Below are 24,326 nucleotides of genomic sequence, written 5' to 3'. Positions count from 1 at the left end.
CCGCGCTCACCGAGGTCGTGGAGAACGCACTCCTCGATCTCCATCTGTGAACCCCCGGAAGTGCAAGGGAGGCGTTGCGATCGGGCTCGACTCCTTCACCGACGTTCTCGACGGCCCGATGTACGTGGTCACGGCCGACGCTTCCGGCGGCGAGCGGGCAGGCTGCCTGGTGGGCTTCGCCTCGCAGTGCTCCATCGACCCGCCGAGGTTCACGGTCCGGCTGTCGACCGCCGACCACGCGTACCGGGTCGCGCTCCGGGCCGAGTACCTCACCGTGCACCGGCTCCATCCTGGTTCACCGGCAGGATCGAGAGACGCATCGAGGGCGGCGACCACGTGGGCTTCCTCCTGAGGCCCGTCGCGGCGGGTCCCCGGCCCGAAGGGCCGCCGCCCCTTCTCCGGTACCGGGAACTGCGCGACCTCAAGCCCGGCCATCCGGCCTGAGGTCGCAGCTACGGATCTGTCCGGGACGACGCCCGGGCGGGGAGCGGCGGCCTGTGTTGGATCCGTACAGCGACCAGCGGCGTGCCTGGGGCCCGCACCCTTGCCTGGTGCGGGCCCCACGCGGCTGCAGGCGCGTTCACGGCACGGGGCCGTGGATCGCGCTGCGCGAGCGTGTCCCTTCGCTCAGGGCTCTTGTGCCCCGGCTCCCGCAATCCACGCCTGCCTTTTTGGACGGGTCCAACCGGCGACGGGCCGACCCTCCCCGACCTACGCCGGGTTCTCCTTGATCTTGGCGATGGCGAAGCCCCAGCCCTGCGACACCGTCGGTTTGCCCGGCACCGCCACCTCCGCGGGATTCGTCAGGACGTCCAGGAGTACCGGTCCGGGAAGGGGCAGCGCCCGGCGCACGGCTTCGTCCAGCTCGCCGGGTTCGGTGACGCGGATGCCGGTCAGTCCGAGGGCTTCGGCGACCGCGGCGAAGTCGGGGTTGTCGAGGACGGTTCCGAATTCGGGCAGCCCGGCCTGTTCCTGCTCCAGCTTGACCATGCCGAGACGGCGGTTGTCGAAGACGACGAGCTTGACCGGCAGCTGCTCGGAGCGGATGGTCATCAGGTCGCCCAGCAGCATGCCGAGCCCGCCGTCGCCGCAGAAGGCGACCACCTGGCGGTCGGGTGCCCACAGCTGGGCCCCGATGGCCTGGGGCATCGCGTTGGCCATGGATCCCAGGTTGTAGGAGCCGATCAGCCGGCGGGTGCCGCGCATCCGTACGAGACGCGAGAGCCACACGGTGGTCATGCCGGTGTCCGAGATGAAGACCGCGTCGTCGGCCGCGTGCCGGTCGACCGCGGCCGCCAGCGCCCCGGGGCGGATCTGTTCCACGCGGTTGTCGAGCATCGCCCGCACTCGTCCGAGCAGACGTGTGTCGTGGGCGGGGTCGGCGAGGTCCGCCAGGCCCTTCTCCCGGCGCGCGAACCGTTTGCGCGCCTCGTCGAGGTGGTCCCGCGACGAGACGGGGGTGAGCAGGGGAAGCAGCGCCCGCAGTGTCGCGGCCACGTCCCCGGTGAGACCGACGTCCACCGGGACGCGGCGGCCGAGGTGCTCCTCACGCACGTCGATCTGCACGACACGGCAATCCTTCGGGTACCAGTCGCGGTAGGGGAAGTCGGTCCCCAGCATGATCAGCGTGTCGCAGGTGTCCATGGCGTGGGCGGCACCCGGGTTGCCGATCAGGCCGGTCTGGCCGACCTCGTACGGATTGTCCTCCTCGAAGCCCTCCTTGCCCTTCAGGGTCAGCACCATGGGGGCCGTGAGGAGCTCGGCGGCGCGCAGCACCTCCGCACGGGCGGCCTGTGCGCCTCCCCACGAGGAGCGTGACCCGGGAGCCCGCGGCGATCGCCTCGGCCGCCTCGGCCAGCGCCGGCTCGTCGGGACGCGTCACGGCGGGGCTGGGGAGCGCGAACCGCAGGGGGCCTGTCCTCGTCGACCTTCTGGTCGCCGAGCTCCCCGGGCACGGTCAGTACGGCCACGCCCCTCCGGGTCACCGCCGCCCGTACGGCCGACTCCAGGAGCCGCGGCATCTGGACGGGGGAGGTCACGGTGGCCCGGTACACGGCCACGTCCCGGAAGAGGAGATCGTTGTCCACCTCCTGGAAGTAGTCTCCGCCCAGCTCCGACAGCGGCCCCGGCCGCAGATCGCCAGGACCGGCGCACCGCTCTTGGCCGCGTCGTACAGCCCGTTGAGCAGGTGCACCGACCCCGGCCCCACGGTGCCCATGCAGACCGCGAGGTCGCCCGACAGCTGGGCCCGGGCGTCGGCGGCGAAGGCCGCCGCCTCCTCGTGGCGAAAGCCGGTCCAGTCGATTCCCTCGGTGGTCCGGATGGCATCGGTGATCGGATTGAGGGCGTCGCCGACCACTCCGAAGACGTGGCCGACGCCGAGGTCCGCGAGACCGTCGACGATCACCTGCGCGACGGTACGAGTCATGGGGTCTCCCTTCAGGAAGGACATCGGCCGGTTCACAGGAGCGTGAACCGGTCAGGATGAGCCGCGTTCCAGTCGCCTGCCCACATGGCCGGCATCGATGCGGCGGAGAGGAGCTGGCCCGTTTCGAGGGGTTCGTACAACTCGGCATGGGACCGGACGGCGTTCGGTCCCACCCGGTGCAGGAGCATGCCGGGTCGGAGTCCGCTCGGATCGTCGACGTCCATGGCAGCCATGATCTGCAGGGCGCTCTTGACCGTCGCTTCCTGGAAGCGCTGGACGCGCCGTGCCTTGTCCTCGACGTCGAGGGCCCGGGCGCGCCCGCGGTCCTGGGTGGCGACCCCGACGGGACAGGTGTTGGTGTGGCAGCGCTGTGCCTGGATGCACCCGAGCGCGAACATCATGGCCCGGGCGGAGTTCGTGTAGTCGGCGCCCTGGATCAGCCGCTTGACGATGTCGCTGCCGGTGGCGACCTTGCCGGAGGCGCCGATCCGTATCCGGTCGCGCGGGCCCGCGCCGACGAGCGCGCGGTGGACCGTCGTCAGCCCTTCGGTGAGGGGAAGGCCGACGGTGTCCGCGAACTCCAGGGGCGCGGCGCCGGTGCCGCCCTCCGCCCCGTCGACGACGACGAAGTCGGGTGTGATGTCCTCCTCCGGCATCGCCTTGCAGACGGCGAGGAATTCGCGGCGCGATCCCACGCACAGCCTGAAGCCGACCGGTTTGCCCCCGGAGAGCTCCCGCATGTGGTCGAGGAACCGCACCAGCTCCCGGGGGGACCGGTAGACGCGGTGGTACGGCGGGGAGATCACGGTGCGGCCCTCGGGGACGCCCCGGACCGCGGCGATCTCCCGGTCGACCTTGGAGCCGGGCAGTACGCCTCCGATGCCGGGCTTGGCGCCCTGGCTGATCTTCAGCAGGACGCAGGCGACCTGGTCGAGTGCTGCCTTCTCCGCGAACTGGCGCGGGTCGAAGCCGCCGTCCTCGCTGCGGCAGCCGAAGTATCCCGTGCCGATCTCCCAGACGAGGTCCCCGCCGGGGGCGAGGTGGTGCTCCGACATCCCGCCCTCGCCGGTGTCGTGCGCGAAGCCGCCGCGCCGGGCCCCCGTTCAGGGCGCGTATCGCCCGGTGGGACAAGGCGCCGAAGCTCATCGCCGACACGTTGAGCAGGGCCATGCCGTAGGGCCGGGCGCAGCCGGGGCCGCCGGTCCGGACCTTGGGCGGCGCGGTCGGCACCGGGCGCGGGGCCATGGACGGGACGAGGTACTCGGTGCCGGGCCGCTCCAGCTCCAGCTCCGTACCGAAGGGGTCCTCGCCGTCCGTCCCCTTGGAGCGCTCGTACACGATGGAGCGGGTGTCGCGGTCGAAGGGCACGCCGTCGACGTTCCGTTCGACGAAGTACTGCTGCACCTCGGGACGGATCGCCTCCATCGCGAACCGAAGGTGTCCCAGGATCGGGCAGTTGCGCAGGATCGAGTGGCGCCGCTGCACGAGGTCGTACGAGGCGACCGCCGCGAGCAGCAGGGCGGGGCCGGCCGCGCACCACCACCAGGGGGACACGGCGACGGCCAGAAGACCGGAGGCGAGCGCGGCGAGGGCCACGGGAAGAATCTTCACCATGGACGGCCGTCTGTCCCGGATGGGCGGAGCCAAGCACGGAGGGGCGGGCTGACCGCTCCGGGAACGGCATGGTCGCCGCGGCGCCGACCAGCCTGCCCGGAGCGCCGACCAGCCTGCCCGGAGCGCCGACCAGGCTGCCGGAGAGCCGAGCAGGGCGCAGCAACGACTACCGGTACATGTGGATCCGGGGTGCCCCAGCGCCGGTAGCGCGGCAGCCTCCCGCGGATCTTCGTCCACACGCTCGAAGGCCGGCGCCCGGTCATTCCCGCGTGCGGGCTGGGGTAGCCCCACCGATGGGGAGGAGGTGACGAGAGGAGCGGAAGCGCGATGACCGGGTACGGCTACTTCCTGTCGTGTGAGGAGTTCACCCCGGACGAGCTGATCGCCCAGGTCCGCCGAGCCCATCAGGCCGGATTCACGAGACTGGCGATCTCCGACCGCTTCCACCCCTGGAACGACGCCCAGGGCAACAGCGCGTTCGCGCGGTCGATGATCGGCGCTCTGAACGTTCACGCGTACGCCGATACCGGGCACTGTGCGAAGGACATGCCTCCCGCGCTGTTGTGCGTTCGGGACCGGCTCCTGGCAAGTTCAGCCGGCGCCCGGCGAACGGGATGACCCACAGCTGGGCATGGCTCCTGAAGGAGCGTCTGCGCCTGCGGCGGGATGGGTCGGCGGCGCCACGGCTCCGGCGGGGACGGGTCTGGGGCGCGGAGCGGCTTTCCTTCTCTCCAGCTTCCGCTTGGCGAACGCGGGATGTGTGCCGGCCCAGACCGACGGCGGCGCCTTCCCGGGCTCCGCGACAGGGCACCGATGTTCCCCTCGCTCGCGGGGTGTTACACGTTGCCTCGATTCGGTACCGGACCCCAGCGGCCCCGGCAAGGTCAAGGACGTGTTGCCTGAATGATGGGGCTCTGGTCACGCTGATCGGCCGGAAATCCCACTCCCGCAGGCCACACCACGCCCTAGACTGCGACCGCTCCAAGACCTGGAGATCATCGGGAGGGCGTGCAAGATGAGACGAGCACTGATCAGTGCATTCGCGGCCACGGCGTTAGTGGTGTCCGGGGGGAGCGTCGCCACCGCTTCCGACAGCGCTCCGCCGCGCACCACGCACGGTCCCTGTCAGTACAGCCAGACCCCGGACGAGCCGCCGGCGCGCCGTGTTCCGCTGCCGCCCGACCCGCGGCACACCCCTGCTCGTGGCACGGTCGACTTGGCTGTTCCGACCAATCAGGGACCGCTTCCGCTGCGCTTGGACCGGGCCAAGGCGCCGTGCACGGTCCAGAGTTTCCTGCACCTGACACGGCACGGTTTCTACGACCGTACGGTGTGTCACCGCCTGACGGCGTACCCGACGCTGAAGGTCTTGCAGTGCGGCGACCCGACCGGCACCGGTGAGGGCGGGCCCGGGTACAAGTACAAGGACGAACTGCCGGTGGACCTGCCGCCCGCAGCCACCGATCCCACGGGCACGCGCCGGCTCTACGGACGCGGCCTGCTGGCGATGGCCAACGCCGGCCCGAACACGAACGGCTCACAGTTCTTCGTCGTCTACGGCGACTCCGCGCTGCGACCGAACTACACGGTGTTCGGCACGGTCGGACCCGCCGGTCTGGCGACACTCGACAAGGTCGCCGCCGGAGGCATCGAGCCGACGGCGGAGGACCCGGCACCGGTCGACGGCACACCCGCACTGCGGACCGAGCTGCTTCACGTCCGGCTGTCCTGCCGGCGCTGACGCACCGCGATGTCGCCGCGTCCACGACGAACATGCCTGGCGGCGTGCGGGGTCGGCTTGCGGCGACACTCGAAGGCTCAGTGAGTCCCCTGGCTCCTGCATGGAGTCGGAGCGATCGCGCCGCCTTCGCGTCACATCCGGGTCGGCAGCCGACCCTGGTCCTTGATCCGGTTCAGTTGTGTATGCCGCTCGGTTCCGTGTCCGCCTCTGTGGTCCGCAAAGGGCCACACCTGCGTGTCCTTCGTCCCGCGGTATCGGTTGTAGGCCGCGAACACCGTGGACGGGGGACAGGTCGGGTCCCCCGCATCGGAGGCGGAGCGGCCACCAGACGGGCGCCGAGGTCGAGGCGAGCGGCCTCGGTGTCCGGGTGGGCGTCGTCGAAGCCCGTCCAGTCGACCTCACGCACGGCGTCCTCGAACATCGCCAGGTTCAGTGGCTCGTCCGGACGGCCCGGCCACTTGTCCGCCTCGCCCAGCACCGTCTCCAGGGGGGGCGAGGGGTAAGGCGGCACCCCGCGAGGGTGCCGTGCCCTGTGAGCCCGGCCAGGTTGCGTGCCCCCATCCCTGCGGGCACCCTCGGCGGCCCCGGCGTCGAACAGGGTTCTTCGTGTGCTGGTGGTACACGCCCCGTGTGGGCCGCTGGCCAGCGGAAACGGCTGTGAATTCTGCCAAGCTGCAGGCGGCTGGTCCGCTTATGGCCCGGATCTTGGTCGGTCCCGTCCCTGGCCCCGAAGAGCGACCGCCGGGCGGGAGCAGTTCGCACCGAAGGACGATGGACGCTGAGCCCTGCCCCCCTTATGCCCAAGATGCCCGCTCGCGCCGGGACCACTAGGGCGTGTCCGTAAAGTTGATGGCTCGTTGCTCCGTTCGTGGTGCGTCGATATGAACTGACGGATGAATCGTGGGCGTTGATCGCTCCGTTGCCGGCACCAGGCCGGATGGGTCGGCCGGTGCGGGACAGGCGTCAGGTGGAGAACGGGATCCTGTGGAAGCTGTCCACCGGGGCTGCCTGGCGTGACCTGCCCGAACGCTACGGACCGTGAAAGACGGTCTGCGAACGCTTCCGGCACTGGTCCGCCGAGGGCACCTGGGACCGACTGCTGGCCCACGTCCAGCAGCACCGCGACGCCGTCGGAACCGTCGACTGGCCGATCGCGTGTGTCGACTCCACCACGGTCCGGGCCCATCAGCACGCGGCCGGGCCCGAAAAGGGGGCCCTGGGAAGGCGAAGCCCTCGGCCGGTCGCGCGGCGGGCTGACCAGCGAGATGGCCTGCGACGGCCAGGGCCGGCCGCTGGTGTTCACCCTGACCGGCGGGAGCGCGAACGACTGCACCCAGTTCGAGGCCGTCATGGACCGGACCGAGATCGCCCGGCCGGGGCCGGGCAGGCCCCGGACCCGGCCCGACCGCGTCGTCGCGGACAAGGGCTACTCCGCCCGCAAGATCCGTGCCTACCTGCGCAGACGCGGGATCGCCGCGACGATCCCGGAGCGGATCGACCAGATCGACGGCCGCATTCGCCGCGGCGAGACACTCTGCCCCTCGACAGGGCCGCCTACCGGCGAAGGAACGCCATCGAGCGATGCTTCAGCAGGCTCAAGCAGAACCGGGCCCTGGCCACCCGCAACGACAAACAAGCCGTCCACTACCGGGCCGTGGTCACCCTCGCCGGCATCCAACTCCGGCTCCCATGACTTTCCGGGCACCCCCCAGTCCCACGACGGAGACCCGGAATCGGGGCCTTGCGGGGCCACTTGCATGTGACCAGTACGGGTCATGGGAGTGGAAGTGTGAGCTCGAGTCGTACCCGATTCCGGGCGGCGGCGCGGGTTCCCGCGGGTCCGGCTGGGCAGAATGAGGGACCTACGCGACCGTCGGCCTTGCGGGTGAGCGGGTTGATGCAGGGTGTGGGAGCGGGGCGGGACGCTGGGCGTCCGGCGTGAACGACGCCGTGCTGACGGCGCTCGTCGCCGCGGGGGCCGCGATCGGCGGCGGAGCGCTGACGGGGGTGTTCGCCCTCGCTGCCGCGAAGCGGCAGGCAGCAGCCGCGTGGGCGGCGGGGGAGCGGCAGGCCGCTGCCGCCTGGGAGGCCGGCCGACAACAGGCGGCCGCCGCCTGGGACGCGGGTCGGCTCCAGGCCACAGCGCAGCTCGACGTGTCCCGCCGGACGCTCACGGAACAGGCGCTGGCGAACCAGAGGGCGGTGCGGCGGGCGGCATACGTGACGTTCCTGGGCCGTACCGATGGCACTCAACTGGCTCTGGCGGCTTGGCAGAGCGCCATCGGCACGGCGGACGAGTCGCCACGCCGAAGGGAGTACGACTCGGCGCTGGCGGCGGTGGGGGAGGCGCTCGGCAAGCGCCGCACAGCCGACTGGTTGTGCGGCGCCCGCGAGGTCGACGAGCTTGCCGTGGCGAGCCGCGCCCGGGGCTCCGGGATCGACGCCCAGCTGCTGGACGCGGTCACCGCCGGCCGGGGACCGTCTCTGCCACGTCCGGACGGCGTGGCAGACTGGCGGCTCACGCAGCAGCGGTGAGCGGGGGTTGATCCGGTTGGGGCTGGAGATCGAGAGCCGCCCTTCGGAGCTGCCGCACATCGAGCGGGTCTGGCGCAGCCGAAGCGATGACGTGGGGCGGATGACGTCGATCGCGAACGCGCACTGGGAGCTCGTCTTCTGGGAGCACGACGGCCGGGTGCAGGCTGCGGTACTCGGCCCGGAGCCCAAGGCCGGCCTGGCGCCCGTCCCGAAGGACGCCACGTTCTTCGGCATCAGCTTCGCCGTCGGTACTTCGATGCCGCACGTACCGATCAGTCGGCTGGTCGGCAGCGGCGCGGAGATTCCCGACGTGACACGGCGGTCCGTGTGGCTGAAGGGCTCGGCGTGGCACGTGCCCGATTACGACAATGCGGAGGCGTTCGTACGGCGCCTGGTACGCGAGGGCATCGTGGACCGCGACCCGATCGTGCCCGCCGTCCTCGACGGGGCGGTTCCCGACGTCTCCGAACGCACCCTCCAGCGGCGTTTCGTCGCCGTGACGGGCCTCACCCGGGGCGCCATACGGCAGATCCACCGTGCCCGCCAGGCGGCGGTACTGATCCAGGAGGGCGTTCCGGCACAGGACGTCGTACACCGGCTGGGGTACTTCGACCAGCCGCACCTGGCACGGTCCCTGACCCGATACATCGGCCGCACCGCCACTCGGCTGAGCGCCCCGGACACGGCCGAGCCGCTGTCGCTTCTGTACAAGCCCTCGCCCTCGGCGCCCGCATAGCCTTCCTGACGCAGCGACAAACCCGTACGCATCATGGAGGAATCATGCGCAAGGTCGTTTCCGGTCTGTTCGTCTCGCTCGACGGTGTCGCCCAGTCGCCGAACGAGTGGCAGTTCGCCTTCGACGAGGAGATGGGCGCCGCGCTGGCGGAGACGCTGGAGACGGCCGACGCGATCCTGCTGGGCCGTGCGACGTTCACCGAGTGGGCCGGGTACTGGCCGACGGTGACCAGCGGGGAGGACGCGGCCTTCGCCAAGTGGATCAACGACTCGCCCAAGTACGTGGTCTCCTCCACGTTGGACAGCGTCGACGACTGGGCGAACAGCACACTCGTCCGTGGCGAGCTGGCGACCGCGATCGAGGAGCTCAAGGCGGGCGAGGGGAAGAACATCACCGTCGCGGGAAGCCCGACGCTGGTGCGCTCGCTGCTGGAGCTGGACCTCCTGGACGAACTGGTCCTTTTGATCCACCCGGTGGTGGCCGGTGAGGGGCGCAAGAAGCTGTTCGCCGATGATGCCGCCCTGAAGAAGATGGAGCTGGTGAGTGCCCGGCCCACGAGCAGCGGAGTGATCATCGCGACCTACCGACCGGAGCGCTGAGAGGTCCTCCGTGGGGCCTTTGCGGTGTGCAGGCCGCTGATCTTGAGTGCTTGGCCTGAGGTAATCGGACTGCTCCGCGCCACGCCGAGGCCCGGCTGCGCCGGGCGGAGTTGTGGGCCGTTCTGGCCTGGGGGACCCCGGCGGGGAACTCGGGGGCCGCTACTCCGCTCACGTCTCGGCGGTGGCCCAGTGCCGTGCGACGGCCGGCGACCGGCTGCGCGAGGCGCTCGACGCGGCGTTCGGGCCCGGGCGTCGGGAGGTCACGGTCCAGGACATCACGGTCTGGGGCGAGCACCCCTCACTGAACGGGTCGGACGGATTCGCGCGGGTCGAGCGGCATGTGCACCCGGTGGGAATACGGGACTGCCCCGCAGCGGTGAGCGGGAACGACCGCCGTCATACGCGAGCCGGCGCAGAGAACCGGTCCATCCCGCCTCCGGTAGGTCGATCCTGACGGTCTCGCCGGCGGGGCCGGCTCCGCCGCACCACCAGCGGGAGGCGCCTGCCCGGCCGGAACCCGGGCCAGGCGTCTCTCTGTGTTCCTAGAAGAACCCAAGCTTCTTGGGACTTGTGACTCTGCAATATGTTCTTCGTCTGCTGGTGGTACGAGCGAGGCAGCCTTCTGGCCAGCAAGAATGGGCTTCTTCGAGTTGGCCACCGATCGGGTGACTGCGACTGAGCGCTTCAGCGTCGAGTGGGCGGCTGCAGCGTCCGGTGCCAGCAGCCTGGTGAGCCGGGACAAGGGGCCACTCGAAGCTTGCCGGCCTGAACGCCAACCCGGCGGCAAGGCCGGTGAGCGACGATCAAGCTGTTGTCAGCCGCTGGTTCTAAGGTCGGCCCTATGACATCAGACCTGGTCCAGGACTCATGGACTCGCATCGACGCGTGGCTGCGCGAGCACGCGCCCCGCACGTTTGCCACGCTTCGGCCGCCCGCAGGCGGCGAGGAGATCGCAGCAGCGCAACAGGAACTGGGGGTCACCTTTCCTCCGGACCTGGTCGCTTCACTCCTCCGGCACAACGGGGCGCTGGAGGGACCTGAGGCTTTCCGCTTCAGCACGGGCGACCGGCTGCTCGGAGTGAGCGGAATCCTCGGGGACACCGGGTTCATGCGCGGCATCGACCAGGGCCTCGACGGGGAGACCGAGGGCTACTGGCTTCACGATTACGTGAAGTTCGGTTCTTACGACGTGACGTCGGACGGTCTTCTGATGGATTGCCGTACCGGGCGGGACTCCTTCGGTGCGATCGGACGGTTCTTCGACGAGACCGGCACCGGTTTCGGGCAGGCCGACTCGCTGGGTGAGTATCTGGCCGAACTGGCCGGCACGCTTGAGCGCGGCCAGGACGCCGGTGTCGTCACCTTCAACGGCCGGCTGTTCTGGGAGGGGCGTCCGCCTGCCAGGCCGCAGTACAGTGCCGACGAGCCCCTTCCCGCACCGGACGAGCAGCTGCCAGAGCTGGACCTGTCCTACAGTCCCACCGACCTCCTCCACGTGAGCCACCTGGATGGGCATGAGGAACTCGGTGCGCTGATCGCAGTCCTGCCGTATGAGCAGGTGGTCGACGCCGCGCGGAAGCAGCTGCGCAGACTGGCGGTCGAAACGGGCCTGAACAACTACCCGGAGGTCAAGAAAGCCCTGGACGCGTGGGAGCGCGGTGTGGCCCCGCCACAGCCGGACCAGACCGGCCCGCTCGCCTTGCGACTCCGCGGGGTGCTCGCACAGGCCGACAGCAGCCGAGACCACACACGCAGGTGGGCCGCGGAGAAGATAGCCCTCGGGATCTGGGGGTCCCCGTACAGGTCCGTGTGCGAGAGCGCGGAGACCCGGAGTCACTTCACTCTCGACTGGCGTGCGGACCTGCATGCGGACCTGGGCAATCAGCCCCTGCCGCCGATACCTGACGACCGATTCTGGGGGGCGCTGCGCAACCCCGCCATCGACTCCAGTTGGTACGCGGCCCAGTACAGCCAAGATCAGGACTGAACCCTGGGGTTTCGGTTCCGGGTGAGCGCTTCATGTGGCGGTTATCGCCAGACGAAGCGCTCACTAAGGATCTTCAGCGCTGTCGCTCCAGCGTGAGGATGGCCTTGACGATTGGCGTCATGCGGTTGGGGCTGCATCGGGCCCTGCGGAAGATCCGCCAGGACTTTCAGGCTCGCGACACCGCGTTCAACGGGCGCTCGTGCTGCGGCCGGCGCCTGGTTGAGGGTCTTCTCGGTGGGAGTGAGTTCCTGGAGTGGCTTGCGTTTGATGCCGGTCGTCAGCCACGGGCCGGCGCCTTGGTAGGCGAGATCGGCCAGGATGGGGACGCCCTGGCGCTCGCAGATCCGGATGATCCGGTGGGTGCGGGCGGCGGTCAGGTCGTGGGTGCGGCCCGGCAGGGCGGGCGAGAGCCACAGCAGCCGGCCGCCCGGGTCGGTGACGACCTGCACGTTCACTCCGTGGCGCCGGTGTTTGTGGGAGTGGTCGGCCCGGCCGTCGCCGACCCGGTCACACTCGGAGAGGGTGCCGTCGAGCAGGATGAAGTCGGGATCGTGCTCGCGCAGCGTCTTGAGCAGACCCGGCGCTCGTTCGGCGAGCAGGTCGACGACCGCGCGGGTGTGGGCGTGGGCGGTGGACTCGCTGATCCCGAACCCGGCGGCGATCTTCGCCGGAGTGGTGTGCTCTCGCAGGTACACCAGTGCCACCATCGCCCGCTGGGACGGACGGAGCTTGCAGCGCCGGTCGCCCTCACGAGTGACCACCAGCATGGTGACCCACTCCACGAGCGCATGCGGCAGGATGGATGACCAACGAGGCCCCCGAGCAACGTGCTTGAGACGTCAGACATCTCGATCAACAGCTCGGGGGCCTCGTTCGTTACGCTTCACGACCATCACCCGATCGGTGGCCAACTCGAAGAAGCTCAGTAGTCGAAGCCGGTGACATCTCGCCCCGAAGGTTGAGGTCTTCACCGAAGCTTGAGTGCGAGGCACGCCATTGGTCGGGGCTGAAGCGGGTGTGGTGCTTGCCTATGGCTCTCCGCGGGCGGGCGGCTACTCGGCGTCTCCCGTTGTTGGTATGCCGACATTGTGCTGCACTGATTCCTCATGTCGTCTGTCAAGCTGCGAGGGTGTTCGGCGGCGTGAGCTCGTAGCACCGCCCGTCGCGGAGGAGGGCCCAGAGGACGTTGACCCGGCGGCGGGCGAGGGCAAGGACGGCTTGGGTGTGACGCTTGCCTTCTGCGCTTTTGCGATCGTAGAACCGGCGTGACTCGTCGCTCCGTCGGATGCTGAACAGCGCGGAGGTGTAAAGGACGCGTTGGAGCCGTCGGTTGTAGCGTTGCGGGCGTCGCAGGTTGCCGCTGATCTTTCCCGAGTCGCGCGGGACCGGGGCGACGCCGCCGAAGCCGGCGAGGCGGTCGGGGGTCCCGAAGACGGACATGTCGCCGCCGGTAGCGGCCAGGAACTCAGCGCCGAGGATGATGCCGAGGCCGGGCATGCTGGTGATCACGTCGAAGTGGCGGTGGTCGCGAAACCGGGCCTCGATGAGCTTGTCCAGTCCGGCGACCTGCTCGTTGAGGGTCATCACCTCCATCGCCAGGGTGTGCACCATCTGGGCGGTCAGCCTCTCCCCGGGCAGGCTGGTGTGCTGGCGCTCGGCCGCTTCGACCGCGACCTCGGCGAGCTGGTCGGCTCGGAGGACCTTGCGGTTTCGCAGCCAGGTCTCCAGGCGTCTGGCACCGAGCCGGCGGATAGCCGCGGGAGTCTGGTAGCCGGTCAGCAGGGTCAGCGGGCCCTTGTTGGTGAGGTCCAGGGCCCGCTCCAGGCCGGGGAAGATCCCGGTCAGCTGGGCCCTCAGCCGGTTGACGGTGCGAGTGCGGTCGGCGACCAGGTCTATGCGCCGACCGGTGAGAATCTTAAGGTCGATGACGGTTTCGTCGCTGGGGCGCAAGGGGTGCAGATCGCGGCGGATGCGGACCTGGTCGGAGATGACGACGGCGTCCTTGGCGTCGGTCTTGCCTTCACCGCGATAGCTCTCTGAGGCGCGGTGGATGGCGCGGCCGGAGATGTAGTTCACCAGCTGGTCGTGGTTGAGGAGGATGCCTATGACCAGGGCGGCTCCGCCGTCGGCCAGGTCGATGCCCCAGGTCACCTCGTCGCCCAGGGCCAGGACGTCGGTGAGGAGTTCGAGGAGTTCGGGCTCGTCGTTGGCGACGCGCCGCGACAGCAGTCGGCGGCCACTCTCATCGATCACGACGCAGTGGTGGTGGGTCTTGCCTGCGTCGATGCCGGCCCGGATAACGGCCATCATGCCTCCGTGTGGTGGGGTGTGCTGGGTACCTCCCGACGGACGACCTCGCTGTCGATTCCCTACGGAGCGATCATTCGCAATTCCTCATTGGCAGCCGAGTCGTCGTGGGGCGCCGGGCGGCCAATCAGTGGAAGCCACAAGCGGCAGAGCCTTTTGAACCACACCCGGCACCCCTGGGTGGGAGAACCATACGAAGGGTTCGCCCTGTCCCGGTGTACAACGTAGGGAGCCTTTTCCAACCTCACGCCGAGGCGTGAGGTTGGAAAAGGCTCACGGTCATCACCGGCTCGCACGCCTCCACGCTGATGGTCGACGAGAAGTTCGCCGGCAAGTGGGGCGCCCTGAAGAAGGGCTCCGGTATCACCGTGCGCTACTCCGCCCTCGCGCACCCCGATGCCTGGGGCGCACAGAGCGCCGAGGCCACCGGCGGTTCCAGGACCGCGATGAAGGAACTCAGCGATCTGCTCCGGACCGGCGGCAGCACGACACCCGATGCGATCGGCCCCGCCGAGCTGATCGATGGCCGCATCATCATCACCTATGACGCCGTCACCACCGCCATCACCGGAATCCGCAACGAGACGACCAACACCGTGACGATGCCTTCGCTCAGGAACGTGACCGACAGCTGGCTGCAGCTGAAGGGCACCTCTCGGGTGGAGGGAGCCAGCGGGTGGATCTGCCTCGACAAGTACGGCAACCCGAACAACAAGGCCGTCCCCATCGTCCACCTCGACCCGGCGGCCAAGGTCGCTGTCTTCGACGCCGTCGCCCGGCCCCTCGGGCGCGCGCCGGATCGGAACTGCTCGATCCCCAACTGATCGGCTGCCCCGGCCGGCCCGGCGCCTCGCCAGTTCGGAATACCCGCGACAGCCACGTCGCTTCCCGTCGTCGAGGTCCGGCACAGCAAGCAGCCGGCGGGGAGCCGCGAAGAGCCGTTCACGACCGGCGGCACCAGCTGAAGGGCGAAGTGTGACATCTCAACCTGCCCCGGACCTGGCCAGTCTCTGTCCTGAACTCGGCCAGGACGGCGCGCTCCAGATCGCCCTACAGAAAGCCGTTGGCCAGGCGGGATATCGGTTCGACGTGCTGCCCGAACGAGCTCCGGGGTGGAAGCGATCAGGAGCCCGGGCGGACAGCGACAGCCGGACGACGAGCGTTCACCTGGGCATCCAGGACCGCTGCTTCGTCATGAGCTTCTGGGAACGCGGTGTCGCGATGGCCAAGGGCACGACAACCAGTTTGAACGAGGCTGCCACGGCTACCGGGGTCTGGCAGTCCGGCGCCAACTTGGAAGATCTGCGATCCGCATGCCCGTTCGTCCGCTACGGCCTGCTCACCGAGGCCCACGAGCGCGGCACCGCGGTCGAGACCATGTGGACGACCTACCGTCAGACCGCGGCATCACACGTCGACCACGACCTCATCGAAGCGTCTTACGCCCAGCCACAGCTTCGAGCCTTGTTCCCTTTCCACAGTCATAGGGCACTGAACTTCACCCGCTGCACCGGATTCCCCTACACCCACGACGTTCCAGTGATTAATCCCGTGGACGGGAGACACCGCGTCACCTGGTGGAAGACTCGCTCGCCTCAAGGACCGGCGGACATCGGGGAGGCTGACAATCCGCGCGACGCAGTCGCCTTGGTCGTCGCCCACCTTCTCCCCGAATGCGGGCCGGTAGTCGCTGGGACTGCCAATGACCTTGACAAGTCAGATTCCACATGAAGTGCCGCTAGTGGTGCGGCAGATAGCGCCATGGGATGCCCGTCCGGTTCACCTAGAGGACCGCGTCCAGCAGGCTCCGCAGGTCGTGGTCCGGTGGTCGGCCGATGCCCAGGCCGCGGCCGCGGTGCTCGGACCGCCAGGCGGTCAGGACCGGCCCGACCAACTCCCACCGGGCATCGGACAGATCGCTGGGATATCGGCGGCGTTCAGGCATGAGCCTGAGCTACCCAGCCGGACCCGGCGCGCGGACCGGCGCTCGAAGCAAACAGCGCGAAGACCGGCGCCTTGGGATGAAACAGGAGCAGCCAGACCGAGACACCCGCCTGACAGCCACTCCCGCATCATCAACCACACCAACCCCCTTACTCCCAACCGATCGCAAGCCCATATCGGCGCAAGAGAACGCATTGATGAGCTGAACGCCCTCTGAGTGACATCGCCGAGGTAGGTGCCCTCGTGCCTCCTCAAGTGACCGGGGTGCCTGGCGGGGCGATCTCCTCCCCGAGCACCCTTGTCATGCCCTCAGAAGAAGCCGAGCTTCTTGGGGGAGTAGCTCCGAAGAATGTTCTTCGTCTCATGGTGGTACAGCAGCCGTACCCATGCTGACCAGCGTAAGAGATGACATCTGCCGCATCTTGCGGGGAGTCGGTCCGGGAATGGTCCGGATCTTGGTGCGCGCGGTACCTGGGAGCGGCGGGGACCGGGTGAGGGGGTGGAGCCGCCGCGTCGCGCAGAAGCGGCGGGAGGCCGCCGGACGCGGTCCGGATCCCAGCCGCTGGTTCCCATTCCGGGGAAGAGACGTCCCGCAACTGCGCGTGCCCCCGGGCGTCCTTGTCGTTGCCACCGGTGGGGACGGCGACGGAGATCCGCTGGTCCGCCACGGGTTTGACCTGGGGGCCTCGCTCACCGATGCGGCACGTGTCACCGCCGGTTGATCACCGGCCACCGGAGGGCTCCCGCGAAGTCCTGCCCTCAGCGCGAGAGCGTTCGCAACGCTGCCACGCCCCGTGCCACCGGAATTCAGAAGCGAAAGCACTGCGGGCAACGCCCCGCCCCTGCGTGGTGGCCGCCGGACTGGACCGAGTGCACTGCGGTCGCGACCGCTCGGAAGGATGATGGGACCATGGAAGGGCTACCCTTCACTCCTCCCGCCGGGGCGGACGAAGGTGGGCACCTCGGTCCGCCCCCGGCCGCTTTCGCCCTGCTTGCCGCAGATGGAGTACTCGTCGGGTGGAGTCGTGAGGCCGAGGCCCTGCTGGGCTATCCCGCTTCGCAGGTACTGGGACGCCGGGCGGCGGACCTGCTCGTCACCTCGCACGCCGATCGCGACGGATCGGAAGAACGGCGGCCGGATCAGCGGCTGCGGTTCGACGGGACACGCAGTGCCGTCGTGGACGTGCGCCACCGCAGCGGACACACCGTACGTGTGGCAGTGACTCTGCGTCCCCTGACCCCCGCCCTCGACGGGGACTCCACCGGCCGGGCCCCCTCCGCCGTCCTCATGGCGGCCGAGCTGGAGGAGCTTCGCTGGTGGGAGACCCGACAGGCGATGCTGCAGGGGCTCGTGACCCAGTCGCCGGTGACACTGACCATCTACGGCCCCGGTGCGCGCCTCCTGTGGGCCAACGCATCCAGTGTCCGGGAGCTCGGCGGCGACCTCACAGCATTGCTGGGCCGCTCCATGACCGAACTCTTTCCCGGCGATGTCCTCACCACCCAGCATCTGGCGCCGCCCGAGGACTTCGTCCGACAGATCCTCGAGACCGGTGAGCCGGTCATCGACGTGCATTTCCGAGGGCGCGCCCCCGCCGACCCGCGGCGTGAGCGTGTCTGGTCCTCGTCCTATTTCCGACTGCTGGACGGCCGGGGAGAGCCCGTGGGCGTGTGCGAACAGTCCATTGACGTCACCGAGCACTATCGTGCGCAGCAGCGCCTCGCGCTCCTCGCGGAGGCCGGTGCACGGATCGGGGCGACGCTCGACCCGTCCGGAACGGCAGCGGAGCTCGCCAAGATCGCCGTGCCGCAGTACGCCGATGCTGTGCTGGTCGACGTGGCGGCAGAGGTGATCGAGGGAGAGGAACCGAAGCCTGTCACGGCATGGGACCTGGTACGCGTGGCCGATTCCGACGGAGAGTCCTCCCGGGTGGGCGAGCGGGTCGCGTACGCCGCCGGATCGTCGCAGGCCGAGGGTCTGGCCGGGGGCCGTACAACCGTGGACGCCGTGGTCGCGCCGACACGACTGTACGTCCCGCTGATCGTGCGGGGGACGCCATTGGGCCTTGTCACCTTCGTGCGGGGCGACGACTCGGAACCCTTCGACGACGGCGATCGGGCGGTGGCAGAGGAGCTGGCGTCGCGGACCGCTGTGTGCATCGACAACGCCCGGCGGTACCGACGAGAGCGCTCCGCCGCGTTGATGCTCCAGCGCAGTCTGCTGCCACGATCGCTGCCCGGGCTGAGCGCGGTCGAGGCGGCGAGTCGCTACCTGCCCGCCGACAGCCACCTCGGCGCCGGCGGCGACTGGTTCGACGTCATCCCGCTGTCCGGCGCACGTGTCGGACTCGTCGTGGGGGACGTGGTCGGCCACGGGCTGGGAGCCGCTGCCACCATGGGGCGCTTGCGCGCGATGGTGCGCACCCTGGCTGAGCTGGACCTCGCGCCCGACGAACTCCTGGCCCGGCTGAACGATCAAGTCGGCAAGGACGCGTCGGACCAGAACGTGAGAGGCTCGGACGGCAGTGGCGCCGTCGGAGCGACGTGCGTCTACGGGATCTACGATCCGGCTTCCCGGACGAGCACCTGGGCGGCGGCGGGACACTTGCCGCCCGCTGTGGTGCAGCCGCACGGCCCCGTCGGCTTCCTTCGTCTGCCACCGGGGCCTCCTCTGGGTGTGGGACGGCTTCCGTACGAGGGAACGGAAGTGGCACTCGCCGAGGGAAGCCTGGTCGTCCTGTTCACCGACGGCCTCGTGGAGGCCCGGGGGCAAGGGATCGACGTGGGGTTGGGCCGCTTGGCGACTGTACTCGGGGAGCAGCGAGGATCGTCGTCCGACCTGTTGTGCGCCCAGATCGTCGCGGAGCTGGTGTCGGACCACGTGCGGGACGACGCGACGCTCCTCGTCGCGCGCACCCATGCGCTGGACGCACGCCAGGTGGCGGCCTGGGAGCTGCCCTCGGACCCCGCGCTCGTCGCACGCGCACGTTCGATGGCTGCGGAACAGCTTGAGCGGTGGGGACTGGACGATCTGGCCTTCACCACGGAACTGGTCGTCAGTGAGCTGGTCACCAACGCGATCCGTCACGCCTCCGGCCCGATCGGCCTGCGCTTGATCCGGGACCGTTCTCTCATCTGTGAGGTCTCCGACTCGCAGCACACCTCACCGCATGCCCGTTACGCCGGCAACGACGAGGAGGGCGGACGTGGACTGTTCATGGTCGCCCAGCTCACCGAGCACTGGGGTACGCGTTACATGCCGACAGGCAAGACGATCTGGGCGGAACAGGCCCTGCCCGTGCCTTGACGGTCACGCGCCGCCCACCGTGGGCGGAGGGGTTCGAGGCATTCCAGGCCGTCGCCTCGGAAGACGGCGACGGCGCAGTCGGTGCGAGTCTCCAGGGCTCGTGGGGCACACCTCGCCCATGGGAACGGCTCATGGCGTGTGCAGGAGTACGGCCAAGGCGGCGATGTCGTCGTCGAGGCTTCCTCTGCTGTGACGGAGGAGGTCGTGGTGCAGGGCCGTGAGCAGATCGCGGGGAGGTGTGGGGGGCTGTCTGCGCATCCATGCTGTCAACGGGAAGAACTCACCGTCCCGGGCGCGGGTTTCGGCGACCCCGTCCGTATAGAGGAGGAGGAGCTCGCCGGGAGCGAAGCCGAAGGCGTCCGCACGGTACTGGTCGCCGATCAATTCCGCGAGGCTGAGCAAAGGCGATGGGACGGACGGCTCGAGGATGCGCACGTTCTTGAGGCTGTGGATCAAGGGCGGGGGGTGTCCGCAGTTGACGATGGTGATGCGGCTGCCCCGATGCGGGATCTCGACGAGCAGTGCGGTGGCGAAGCGTTCCATCGGTGCCTCGGGTGGATGGTCGGCGTTGTGCCGGGCACAGCTGGCGTCGAGCCTGCGGGCGACGTCGGCCATGGAGGCCTCGCTGTGTGCCGCCTCTCGGAAGGCGTTGACGATCGCCGCGGCCGCCCCCACTGCCGGCAGGCCTTTGCCCCGCACGTCGCCGATGAGCAGCCGCACCCCGTACGCGGTGTCGACGACCTCGTAGAAGTCCCCGCCGATGCGGGCTTCTGCAGCGGCCGCGAGGTACAGCGATTCGATCTCGACGTTCCGGAAACGGTGCGGTAGGGGCCGCAGTACCACCTGCTGGGCTGCGTCGGCCACGAGCCGTACCTGAAAGAGGGTGCGCTCCCGTTGAAGCCGGACATGGCTCCCGTATGCGGCGGCCACGGTGACCGCGATGATCCCCCCGCACGTCCACCACGTCCCGAGATCGGGGAAGACGAGGCTGAGGCCGATCATCAGAAGGAGGCAGACGGTCCCGAGGAGGACGGTCGGTAGGACCGGCCACATCGCGGCGGCCAGAGCCGGAGCCGCGGGCAGGAGGCGGCTGAAGGCCAGCTCCGGCGGAGTGGCGTAGGCCAGGCCGGCGATCACGACGGTCAGAATCACCGGCGACAGCCGCACGAGCCTGCCGTAGCCGTAGCTCCGACGGAGCTCCGGCCGTCCGGACTCGATCATGAATCCCAGAGTATCCGCGAGGGGCCCGCTCAGCGATGTGACGAGTGGGCTCCGCGTGTGACAGAGCGCGCCTGCCCGCTCGCGAGGGCGGGTCACTGACTCGTAGGAACAGGTCACGGACGGTGTCACCGAGTGCCAGGAGTGTCCTTTCAGCTGCGTCAGGCCTGCGGACGCCCGGCGGATCAGGGAGCAGCTCGGCGAGCGACCGGGCCGCACTGAAAGCCGATGGGCGGCAGGCCGTCCTTCCTGCTGAGCGGCAACATGACCGTGGGCGCGGTCGGCGACGAGCCCATCCGCCCGGGTGGGCACGGACCGGGCCGAGGAGGCACCCGCCCGGCCCGCAGCCCGGCAGCCCATGGACCTCGGCCGGATCGCCGGGCGGCTTGGTGCTCGTGTCCCCTGAGCCGGTGGATGACATCGACTTGTTGCCCGCGCACGTCGTGAAGGCTCCGCGACCAACGCCGCGGGCACCCGCAGGTGAGGGCCAGGCCATGTGGACCCGACGGAATGTGCTCGTCACGCGGCTCAGAGCATCGAGGTCCTCTTCCGCTACTACGCCAAGCTCCTGGACGGCGTCCGGAGGCAGGCCAACCGTCTCGTCGAGCAGTCCACGGAGGAATGGGACCGCGTCAGCCGGGGTGAGGCGTCTGCTGGGCAAGCGAGAGGAGTCTGACCAGCAAAATCCCAGGCCAGACGCCTCTATTCGTGTCACTGGAAGAAGCCGAGCTTCTTCGGCGAGTAGGACACCAGCAGGATCTTGGTCTTGCGTCAGTGGCCAGGGCTTGCCCGACCGACCAGATCACGCGCGGAGCCCATTGGTGATGGGGGCGGTGGTGGCCGAGCCGAGGTTGGACAGTAGCCGTGCTTGCCGGAGCGAACCGCTACTCGTCGAAACCGGGAGGTCGCCCCCGGTGTGAGCCTTGGGGCGGCCTCTGGCAGCTCGTTCTTCCGCGAACTTCTTCAGGATTCGGTGCCGCACGCGGCCAGTCGAGTTCGGTGCGCTCACACGCGCTTCTCCGAGATAGGAGCCGTGATGGAGGTGGTGTCGATGCTGCCCAAGCCTTTGAGGGAGACATGGAGGTTCTGTCCAGGCGCGAGGGGATGGTTGCGGGCGTCATCCTGTGTTTCCGGTGGTGACGAGGTCGCCGGGCTTCAAGCGGATCAGGGTGCTGGCGTGTGCGATGAGGGTGGCGACGTCGAAGCACAGCTCGGAGGTGTTGACCTTCTGGACTGGTCGGCCGTCGAGGGGGGTGTCAGTGTCAGTACTCGTCCTCCTGGGGCAGGTGGTCGGGGGTGACCAGGGTCGGGTCGAGAAGCAGGGCCGATGCGGACTCGGCCCGTCCCGCCTGGCTGTCAGCGGCGCGCAGGCGTGTGACGACGAGGTACCCGGCGACGTGGCGGAGGGTTGTGGCCGCGGGGACATGGTGGGCGTGGTGGGAGAGGACGACGCCGAGTTCTACGCCCCAGGCCATGCCCTTGGCAGGTGAGGTGAGGTGAGGTGAGGTGGGGAGTGGGACGGCCGTCTGCGCACCTGCGGTGGTGTGCGGGCGGGCGAGGCCCATGCAGGGTACGGGGGGACGCTGCCGGCCGAGTTCTTTGGTGCGTGTGCGCTCAATGATCGCTGATGCAATGTGGGACCGGAGCGAGCCGTTGATGCTGGCCGATCCGGTCCACGGTCGGCTGTGAGGTGACGCCGTTGAACCTTGGCGGTTATCGAAGGGAACGGATGCTCCTGCGACCGGCGCCTCCGGAACGTCCGACCCACAGTGCGGTTCGCACGGTTACCGCTGTGGCGATGCCAAGACCGGCACTCGGGGACCCCGAACGGGTTCCATTCCTAACGTCGAGCACAAGCAGGCATCCGGTGGTTGGACCCTCGAACAACGCCTCGGCGATCCCTCCGCTCCCCGCGACAGGGAAGGGGGAAGGCCACGGGCGCGGTCAAGGCGGGAACCTGGACGACCGCGGTTCACCGCGAGACCGGCGAAATCTCTACGAGCTGCTCCGGCCACGGCAGCTGCGTGGAGATCAACATCCTGGAGGTCACCAACTCGTCAGTTCCTCCGAAAGCACTGTGTCCGGAGTTTGATGAAACTCCGTAAACGAGGAGAGAGGCTGACCCGGGCGTGACGACGGACGTGGAGTGACTCGATCACCGGTTACGGCGGGCTCCGGCTCTCTCCGAAGCGATCATCGAGCGGATCGAGGAGCACCTGGCCGAGGAGGCTGACGGCCTCGGGCTTGTCCGGCCGGACGGGTCGTGATCCGACGGCCTGTGCGGCAGCGCGGCCGGCCGGGCTGCCGGTGAGGAGGCCGCCACCGAGGAAGGTGCCTTCGAGGCGTTGTAGCCGTGGACGCCTTCGCCGCCGAAACCGGCGGCCTCGCCGGCCGCGAGGGTGCGGGAGTCGAGGTCGGTCAACATCACCGCTGCGCTCGGCGTCGCCATCGCCGTCGCCGAGATCGACGCAGAAGGCTGACGCAGGACCGACCCGGGAGGCCATCGCAAGCCCGTGGAAGGCGGGAACCCCCCGAGGCATGTACGGACTCCCGGGAAGCGGCGCCACACCCGCTCCACCGACTTTCGGACTGAACCCTGCCTCGTCCGGAATTGTTCGTTCGTTGCACGGGACGACGAGTTCCATCGAGCGGCGCCGCGGCGGACCTACCGGCGCCTCTTTCCACCGCTTCCCGGGCCCGGCTTCGGAGGGCGATCTTGCCCGGGCGGGCAGACAATGACCGTGGCTGACCTTCTCGTGGCGTTCGCGAGATGTGCGGTTCTGCGGTCAGGAGGTCGTGGAACATGGGATCAGTGCCCCCCATGACGGTCGATGAGCAACCCCCTCAAGCCGACGCGAACCTTCCCGTCGAGGGCTCGACCGGCTACTCCGGGCCGGTCGAGCGCGCTGACCCGGAAGGTCCACCGAACCTCCTGTCACACGGATCGCAGGACGAACTCGCGTCCCTCCGGGACACGGTGGCCCGATTGGGGGCTGCCTACCCCTGGCTGGACCCGGTCGATGTAGAGGCGGCAGTCAGGACAGCGTACGAGTCGTTCCGCCAGGCCAGGGTCAGAGCCTACGTCCCGATCCTGGTCGAGCGCAGGTCCCGGAGGGCGCTCCAAGCCGCCTGCCGCGTGGCTCTCTGCCAGGTCGTCGACGGCCGGGCGAACCCCGAGACGCTCGGCGCTCACCCCGGACCGGAAAGGGACTGAGACCGCGCGGCCGGACGGAAAGCGCGGACAGGGCCGGCCTGCCGGAGCGGCGGGCGACCTGTCCGCCGCTCCGCGGCCACGGATCGGAGGCAGAGCGATGACGGTGCGGTCGGGCTCCGCGGGTGAACGGCCTCGGAATTCGGAAGGCCTGTGGTACGCCCGTGCCCCCGAGGATGTCACAGCCGCGTTCGGCGTCGATCCGGCGGTCGGGCTCTCCGCGGCATGGTCCGTGGAGAGCCCGACCGCGCACGACCCGAACACGCTGCCCAGGCAGCAGCGAGCTCCGGCCTGGCGCCGGTTCCTCGATCAGTCCTGCGTTCAACTGTCGATGCCGCCGGGCGGCAGGTGGTCCGGTGCCTCGTCAATGGCGCGGTCATGACGTCTGGCGACCTTCGTTCCGACAGTCCTCGGGGCCACCGTTCTCGGCATCACGGCGGGCGAGCCGTTCCCCCCGCCGCAGGCGCTGTGGATCCACTTCGTGGTCATCGCCTCCTTCGGCTTCGCGTTGGGCTTCGACCAGGGGACGATCCGTCTCATGCCGCGCAGACCTCAGCCGCGCGGGGAGCCGGTGCTCACTCGGCCCGTACCGGTCACGGCAGGAATCGGCGGGCTGAGTGCCACAGCGAGACGGACACGGTGCCGACCGTGTCCACCGTCGACAGCAGGCAGATGAACTGGGTGGCGCCGACCCGGCTC

The 24,326-nt window shown here is 69.4% G+C and carries 16 protein-coding genes and 7 pseudogenes; 14 read left to right on the top strand and 9 right to left on the bottom strand.

The features are described from left to right. Positions 1–118 precede the first annotated feature (118 nt). Positions 119–444 (top strand): annotated as a pseudogene (locus tag ACFYX3_RS30290) (flavin reductase). Positions 445–711: 267 nt separating this feature from the next. On the opposite strand, the pseudogene ACFYX3_RS30285 reads toward ACFYX3_RS30290, so the two are convergent. Beyond that, positions 712–2,428, bottom strand: a pseudogene (locus ACFYX3_RS30285) (thiamine pyrophosphate-dependent enzyme). A gap of 32 nt (positions 2,429–2,460) precedes the next feature. Beyond that, positions 2,461–4,042: pseudogene (locus ACFYX3_RS30280) on the bottom strand (FMN-binding glutamate synthase family protein). A 327-nt stretch (positions 4,043–4,369) separates the two neighbouring features. Between ACFYX3_RS30280 and ACFYX3_RS30275 the strand changes: the two are divergent. Together ACFYX3_RS30275 and ACFYX3_RS30270 are read left to right on the top strand one after the other, a co-directional pair. Beyond that, positions 4,370–4,549, top strand: a pseudogene (locus tag ACFYX3_RS30275) (LLM class F420-dependent oxidoreductase); the annotation flags it as partial. A 508-nt stretch (positions 4,550–5,057) separates the two neighbouring features. Further along, the gene (locus ACFYX3_RS30270) at positions 5,058–5,783 is read left to right on the top strand and encodes a peptidylprolyl isomerase (protein ID WP_389019943.1); all 726 of its coding nucleotides are present in this window, start codon (positions 5,058–5,060) and stop codon (positions 5,781–5,783) included. Positions 5,784–5,914: 131 nt separating this feature from the next. On the opposite strand, the gene ACFYX3_RS30265 is transcribed toward ACFYX3_RS30270, so the two are convergent. After that, positions 5,915–6,058, bottom strand: coding sequence for a hypothetical protein (locus tag ACFYX3_RS30265; protein WP_389019940.1), 144 nt, complete (start codon positions 6,056–6,058; stop codon positions 5,915–5,917). A gap of 593 nt (positions 6,059–6,651) precedes the next feature. Between ACFYX3_RS30265 and ACFYX3_RS30260 the strand changes: the two are divergent. The 5 genes and pseudogenes from ACFYX3_RS30260 to ACFYX3_RS30240 all read left to right on the top strand — a co-directional run bounded on the left by ACFYX3_RS30260 (position 6,652) and on the right by ACFYX3_RS30240 (position 11,640). Further along, positions 6,652–7,476 (top strand): annotated as a pseudogene (locus ACFYX3_RS30260) (IS5 family transposase). Between the two features lie 245 nt (positions 7,477–7,721). Next, on the top strand, positions 7,722–8,318 hold the full coding sequence (locus ACFYX3_RS30255; RefSeq protein ID WP_389019937.1) for a hypothetical protein: 597 nt from the start codon (positions 7,722–7,724) through the stop codon (positions 8,316–8,318). Positions 8,319–8,334: 16 nt separating this feature from the next. Next, the gene (locus ACFYX3_RS30250; RefSeq protein WP_389020215.1) at positions 8,335–9,054 is read left to right on the top strand and encodes a helix-turn-helix domain-containing protein; all 720 of its coding nucleotides are present in this window, start codon (positions 8,335–8,337) and stop codon (positions 9,052–9,054) included. A gap of 44 nt (positions 9,055–9,098) precedes the next feature. Continuing rightward, entirely contained in the window at positions 9,099–9,653 is a 555-nt protein-coding gene (locus ACFYX3_RS30245) for a dihydrofolate reductase family protein (protein ID WP_389019933.1), read from the top strand. 841 nt (positions 9,654–10,494) lie between these two features. Continuing rightward, entirely contained in the window at positions 10,495–11,640 is a 1,146-nt protein-coding gene (locus tag ACFYX3_RS30240; protein ID WP_389019930.1) for an SMI1/KNR4 family protein, read from the top strand. 73 nt (positions 11,641–11,713) lie between these two features. On the opposite strand, the pseudogene ACFYX3_RS30235 reads toward ACFYX3_RS30240, so the two are convergent. Continuing rightward, positions 11,714–12,407: pseudogene (locus tag ACFYX3_RS30235) on the bottom strand (transposase family protein). Positions 12,408–12,756: 349 nt separating this feature from the next. Beyond that, positions 12,757–13,947, bottom strand: a complete 1,191-nt coding sequence (locus ACFYX3_RS30230; protein WP_389020211.1) for an IS110 family transposase — start codon at positions 13,945–13,947, stop codon at positions 12,757–12,759. Between the two features lie 308 nt (positions 13,948–14,255). On the opposite strand from ACFYX3_RS30230, the gene ACFYX3_RS30225 reads away from it, so the two are divergent. Beyond that, positions 14,256–14,771 carry a hypothetical protein gene (locus tag ACFYX3_RS30225; protein WP_389019927.1) on the top strand — a complete coding sequence of 172 codons (516 nt, stop codon included), beginning with the start codon at positions 14,256–14,258 and terminating at the stop codon, positions 14,769–14,771. Between the two features lie 151 nt (positions 14,772–14,922). Continuing rightward, on the top strand, positions 14,923–15,678 hold the full coding sequence (locus ACFYX3_RS30220) for a DUF6193 family natural product biosynthesis protein (protein ID WP_389019924.1): 756 nt from the start codon (positions 14,923–14,925) through the stop codon (positions 15,676–15,678). A 55-nt stretch (positions 15,679–15,733) separates the two neighbouring features. On the opposite strand, the pseudogene ACFYX3_RS30215 reads toward ACFYX3_RS30220, so the two are convergent. Next, a pseudogene (locus ACFYX3_RS30215) lies at positions 15,734–15,892 on the bottom strand (IS5/IS1182 family transposase); the annotation flags it as partial. Positions 15,893–16,801: 909 nt separating this feature from the next. On the opposite strand from ACFYX3_RS30215, the gene ACFYX3_RS30210 reads away from it, so the two are divergent. Further along, positions 16,802–19,198, top strand: a complete 2,397-nt coding sequence (locus ACFYX3_RS30210; RefSeq protein WP_389019921.1) for a SpoIIE family protein phosphatase — start codon at positions 16,802–16,804, stop codon at positions 19,196–19,198. A gap of 129 nt (positions 19,199–19,327) precedes the next feature. Here ACFYX3_RS30210 and ACFYX3_RS30205 read toward each other — a convergent pair whose 3' ends face one another. The 3 genes from ACFYX3_RS30205 to ACFYX3_RS30195 all read right to left on the bottom strand — a co-directional run bounded on the left by ACFYX3_RS30205 (position 19,328) and on the right by ACFYX3_RS30195 (position 22,035). Then, entirely contained in the window at positions 19,328–20,419 is a 1,092-nt protein-coding gene (locus tag ACFYX3_RS30205; RefSeq protein ID WP_389019918.1) for a PP2C family protein-serine/threonine phosphatase, read from the bottom strand. Between the two features lie 1,114 nt (positions 20,420–21,533). Continuing rightward, the gene (locus tag ACFYX3_RS30200; RefSeq protein ID WP_389020208.1) at positions 21,534–21,776 is read right to left on the bottom strand and encodes a fumarylacetoacetate hydrolase family protein; all 243 of its coding nucleotides are present in this window, start codon (positions 21,774–21,776) and stop codon (positions 21,534–21,536) included. Further along, positions 21,679–22,035: a fumarylacetoacetate hydrolase family protein gene (locus ACFYX3_RS30195; protein ID WP_389020204.1), complete on the bottom strand. Its 357-nt coding sequence runs from the start codon at positions 22,033–22,035 to the stop codon at positions 21,679–21,681. The genes ACFYX3_RS30200 and ACFYX3_RS30195 overlap by 98 nt, the downstream gene beginning before the upstream one ends. A 1,202-nt stretch (positions 22,036–23,237) precedes the next feature. Here ACFYX3_RS30195 and ACFYX3_RS30190 point away from each other — a divergent pair. The 3 genes from ACFYX3_RS30190 to ACFYX3_RS30180 all read left to right on the top strand — a co-directional run bounded on the left by ACFYX3_RS30190 (position 23,238) and on the right by ACFYX3_RS30180 (position 24,303). Beyond that, the gene (locus ACFYX3_RS30190) at positions 23,238–23,630 is read left to right on the top strand and encodes a three-helix bundle dimerization domain-containing protein (protein WP_389019915.1); all 393 of its coding nucleotides are present in this window, start codon (positions 23,238–23,240) and stop codon (positions 23,628–23,630) included. Positions 23,631–23,727: 97 nt separating this feature from the next. Next, the gene (locus tag ACFYX3_RS30185) at positions 23,728–24,009 is read left to right on the top strand and encodes a cation-transporting P-type ATPase (protein WP_389019912.1); all 282 of its coding nucleotides are present in this window, start codon (positions 23,728–23,730) and stop codon (positions 24,007–24,009) included. A gap of 3 nt (positions 24,010–24,012) precedes the next feature. Beyond that, on the top strand, positions 24,013–24,303 hold the full coding sequence (locus tag ACFYX3_RS30180) for a cation transporting ATPase C-terminal domain-containing protein (RefSeq protein ID WP_389020201.1): 291 nt from the start codon (positions 24,013–24,015) through the stop codon (positions 24,301–24,303). The last annotated feature ends 23 nt before the right edge of the window (positions 24,304–24,326 follow it).

Source organism: Streptomyces sp. NPDC002463 (assembly GCF_042889835.1).
In the GTDB taxonomy this organism is placed as follows: Bacteria; Actinomycetota; Actinomycetes; order Streptomycetales; family Streptomycetaceae; genus Streptomyces; species Streptomyces nymphaeiformis.
The sequence above is the reverse complement of the archived record's forward strand: the minus strand, read 5'-3'. Positions and strand labels throughout refer to the sequence as shown.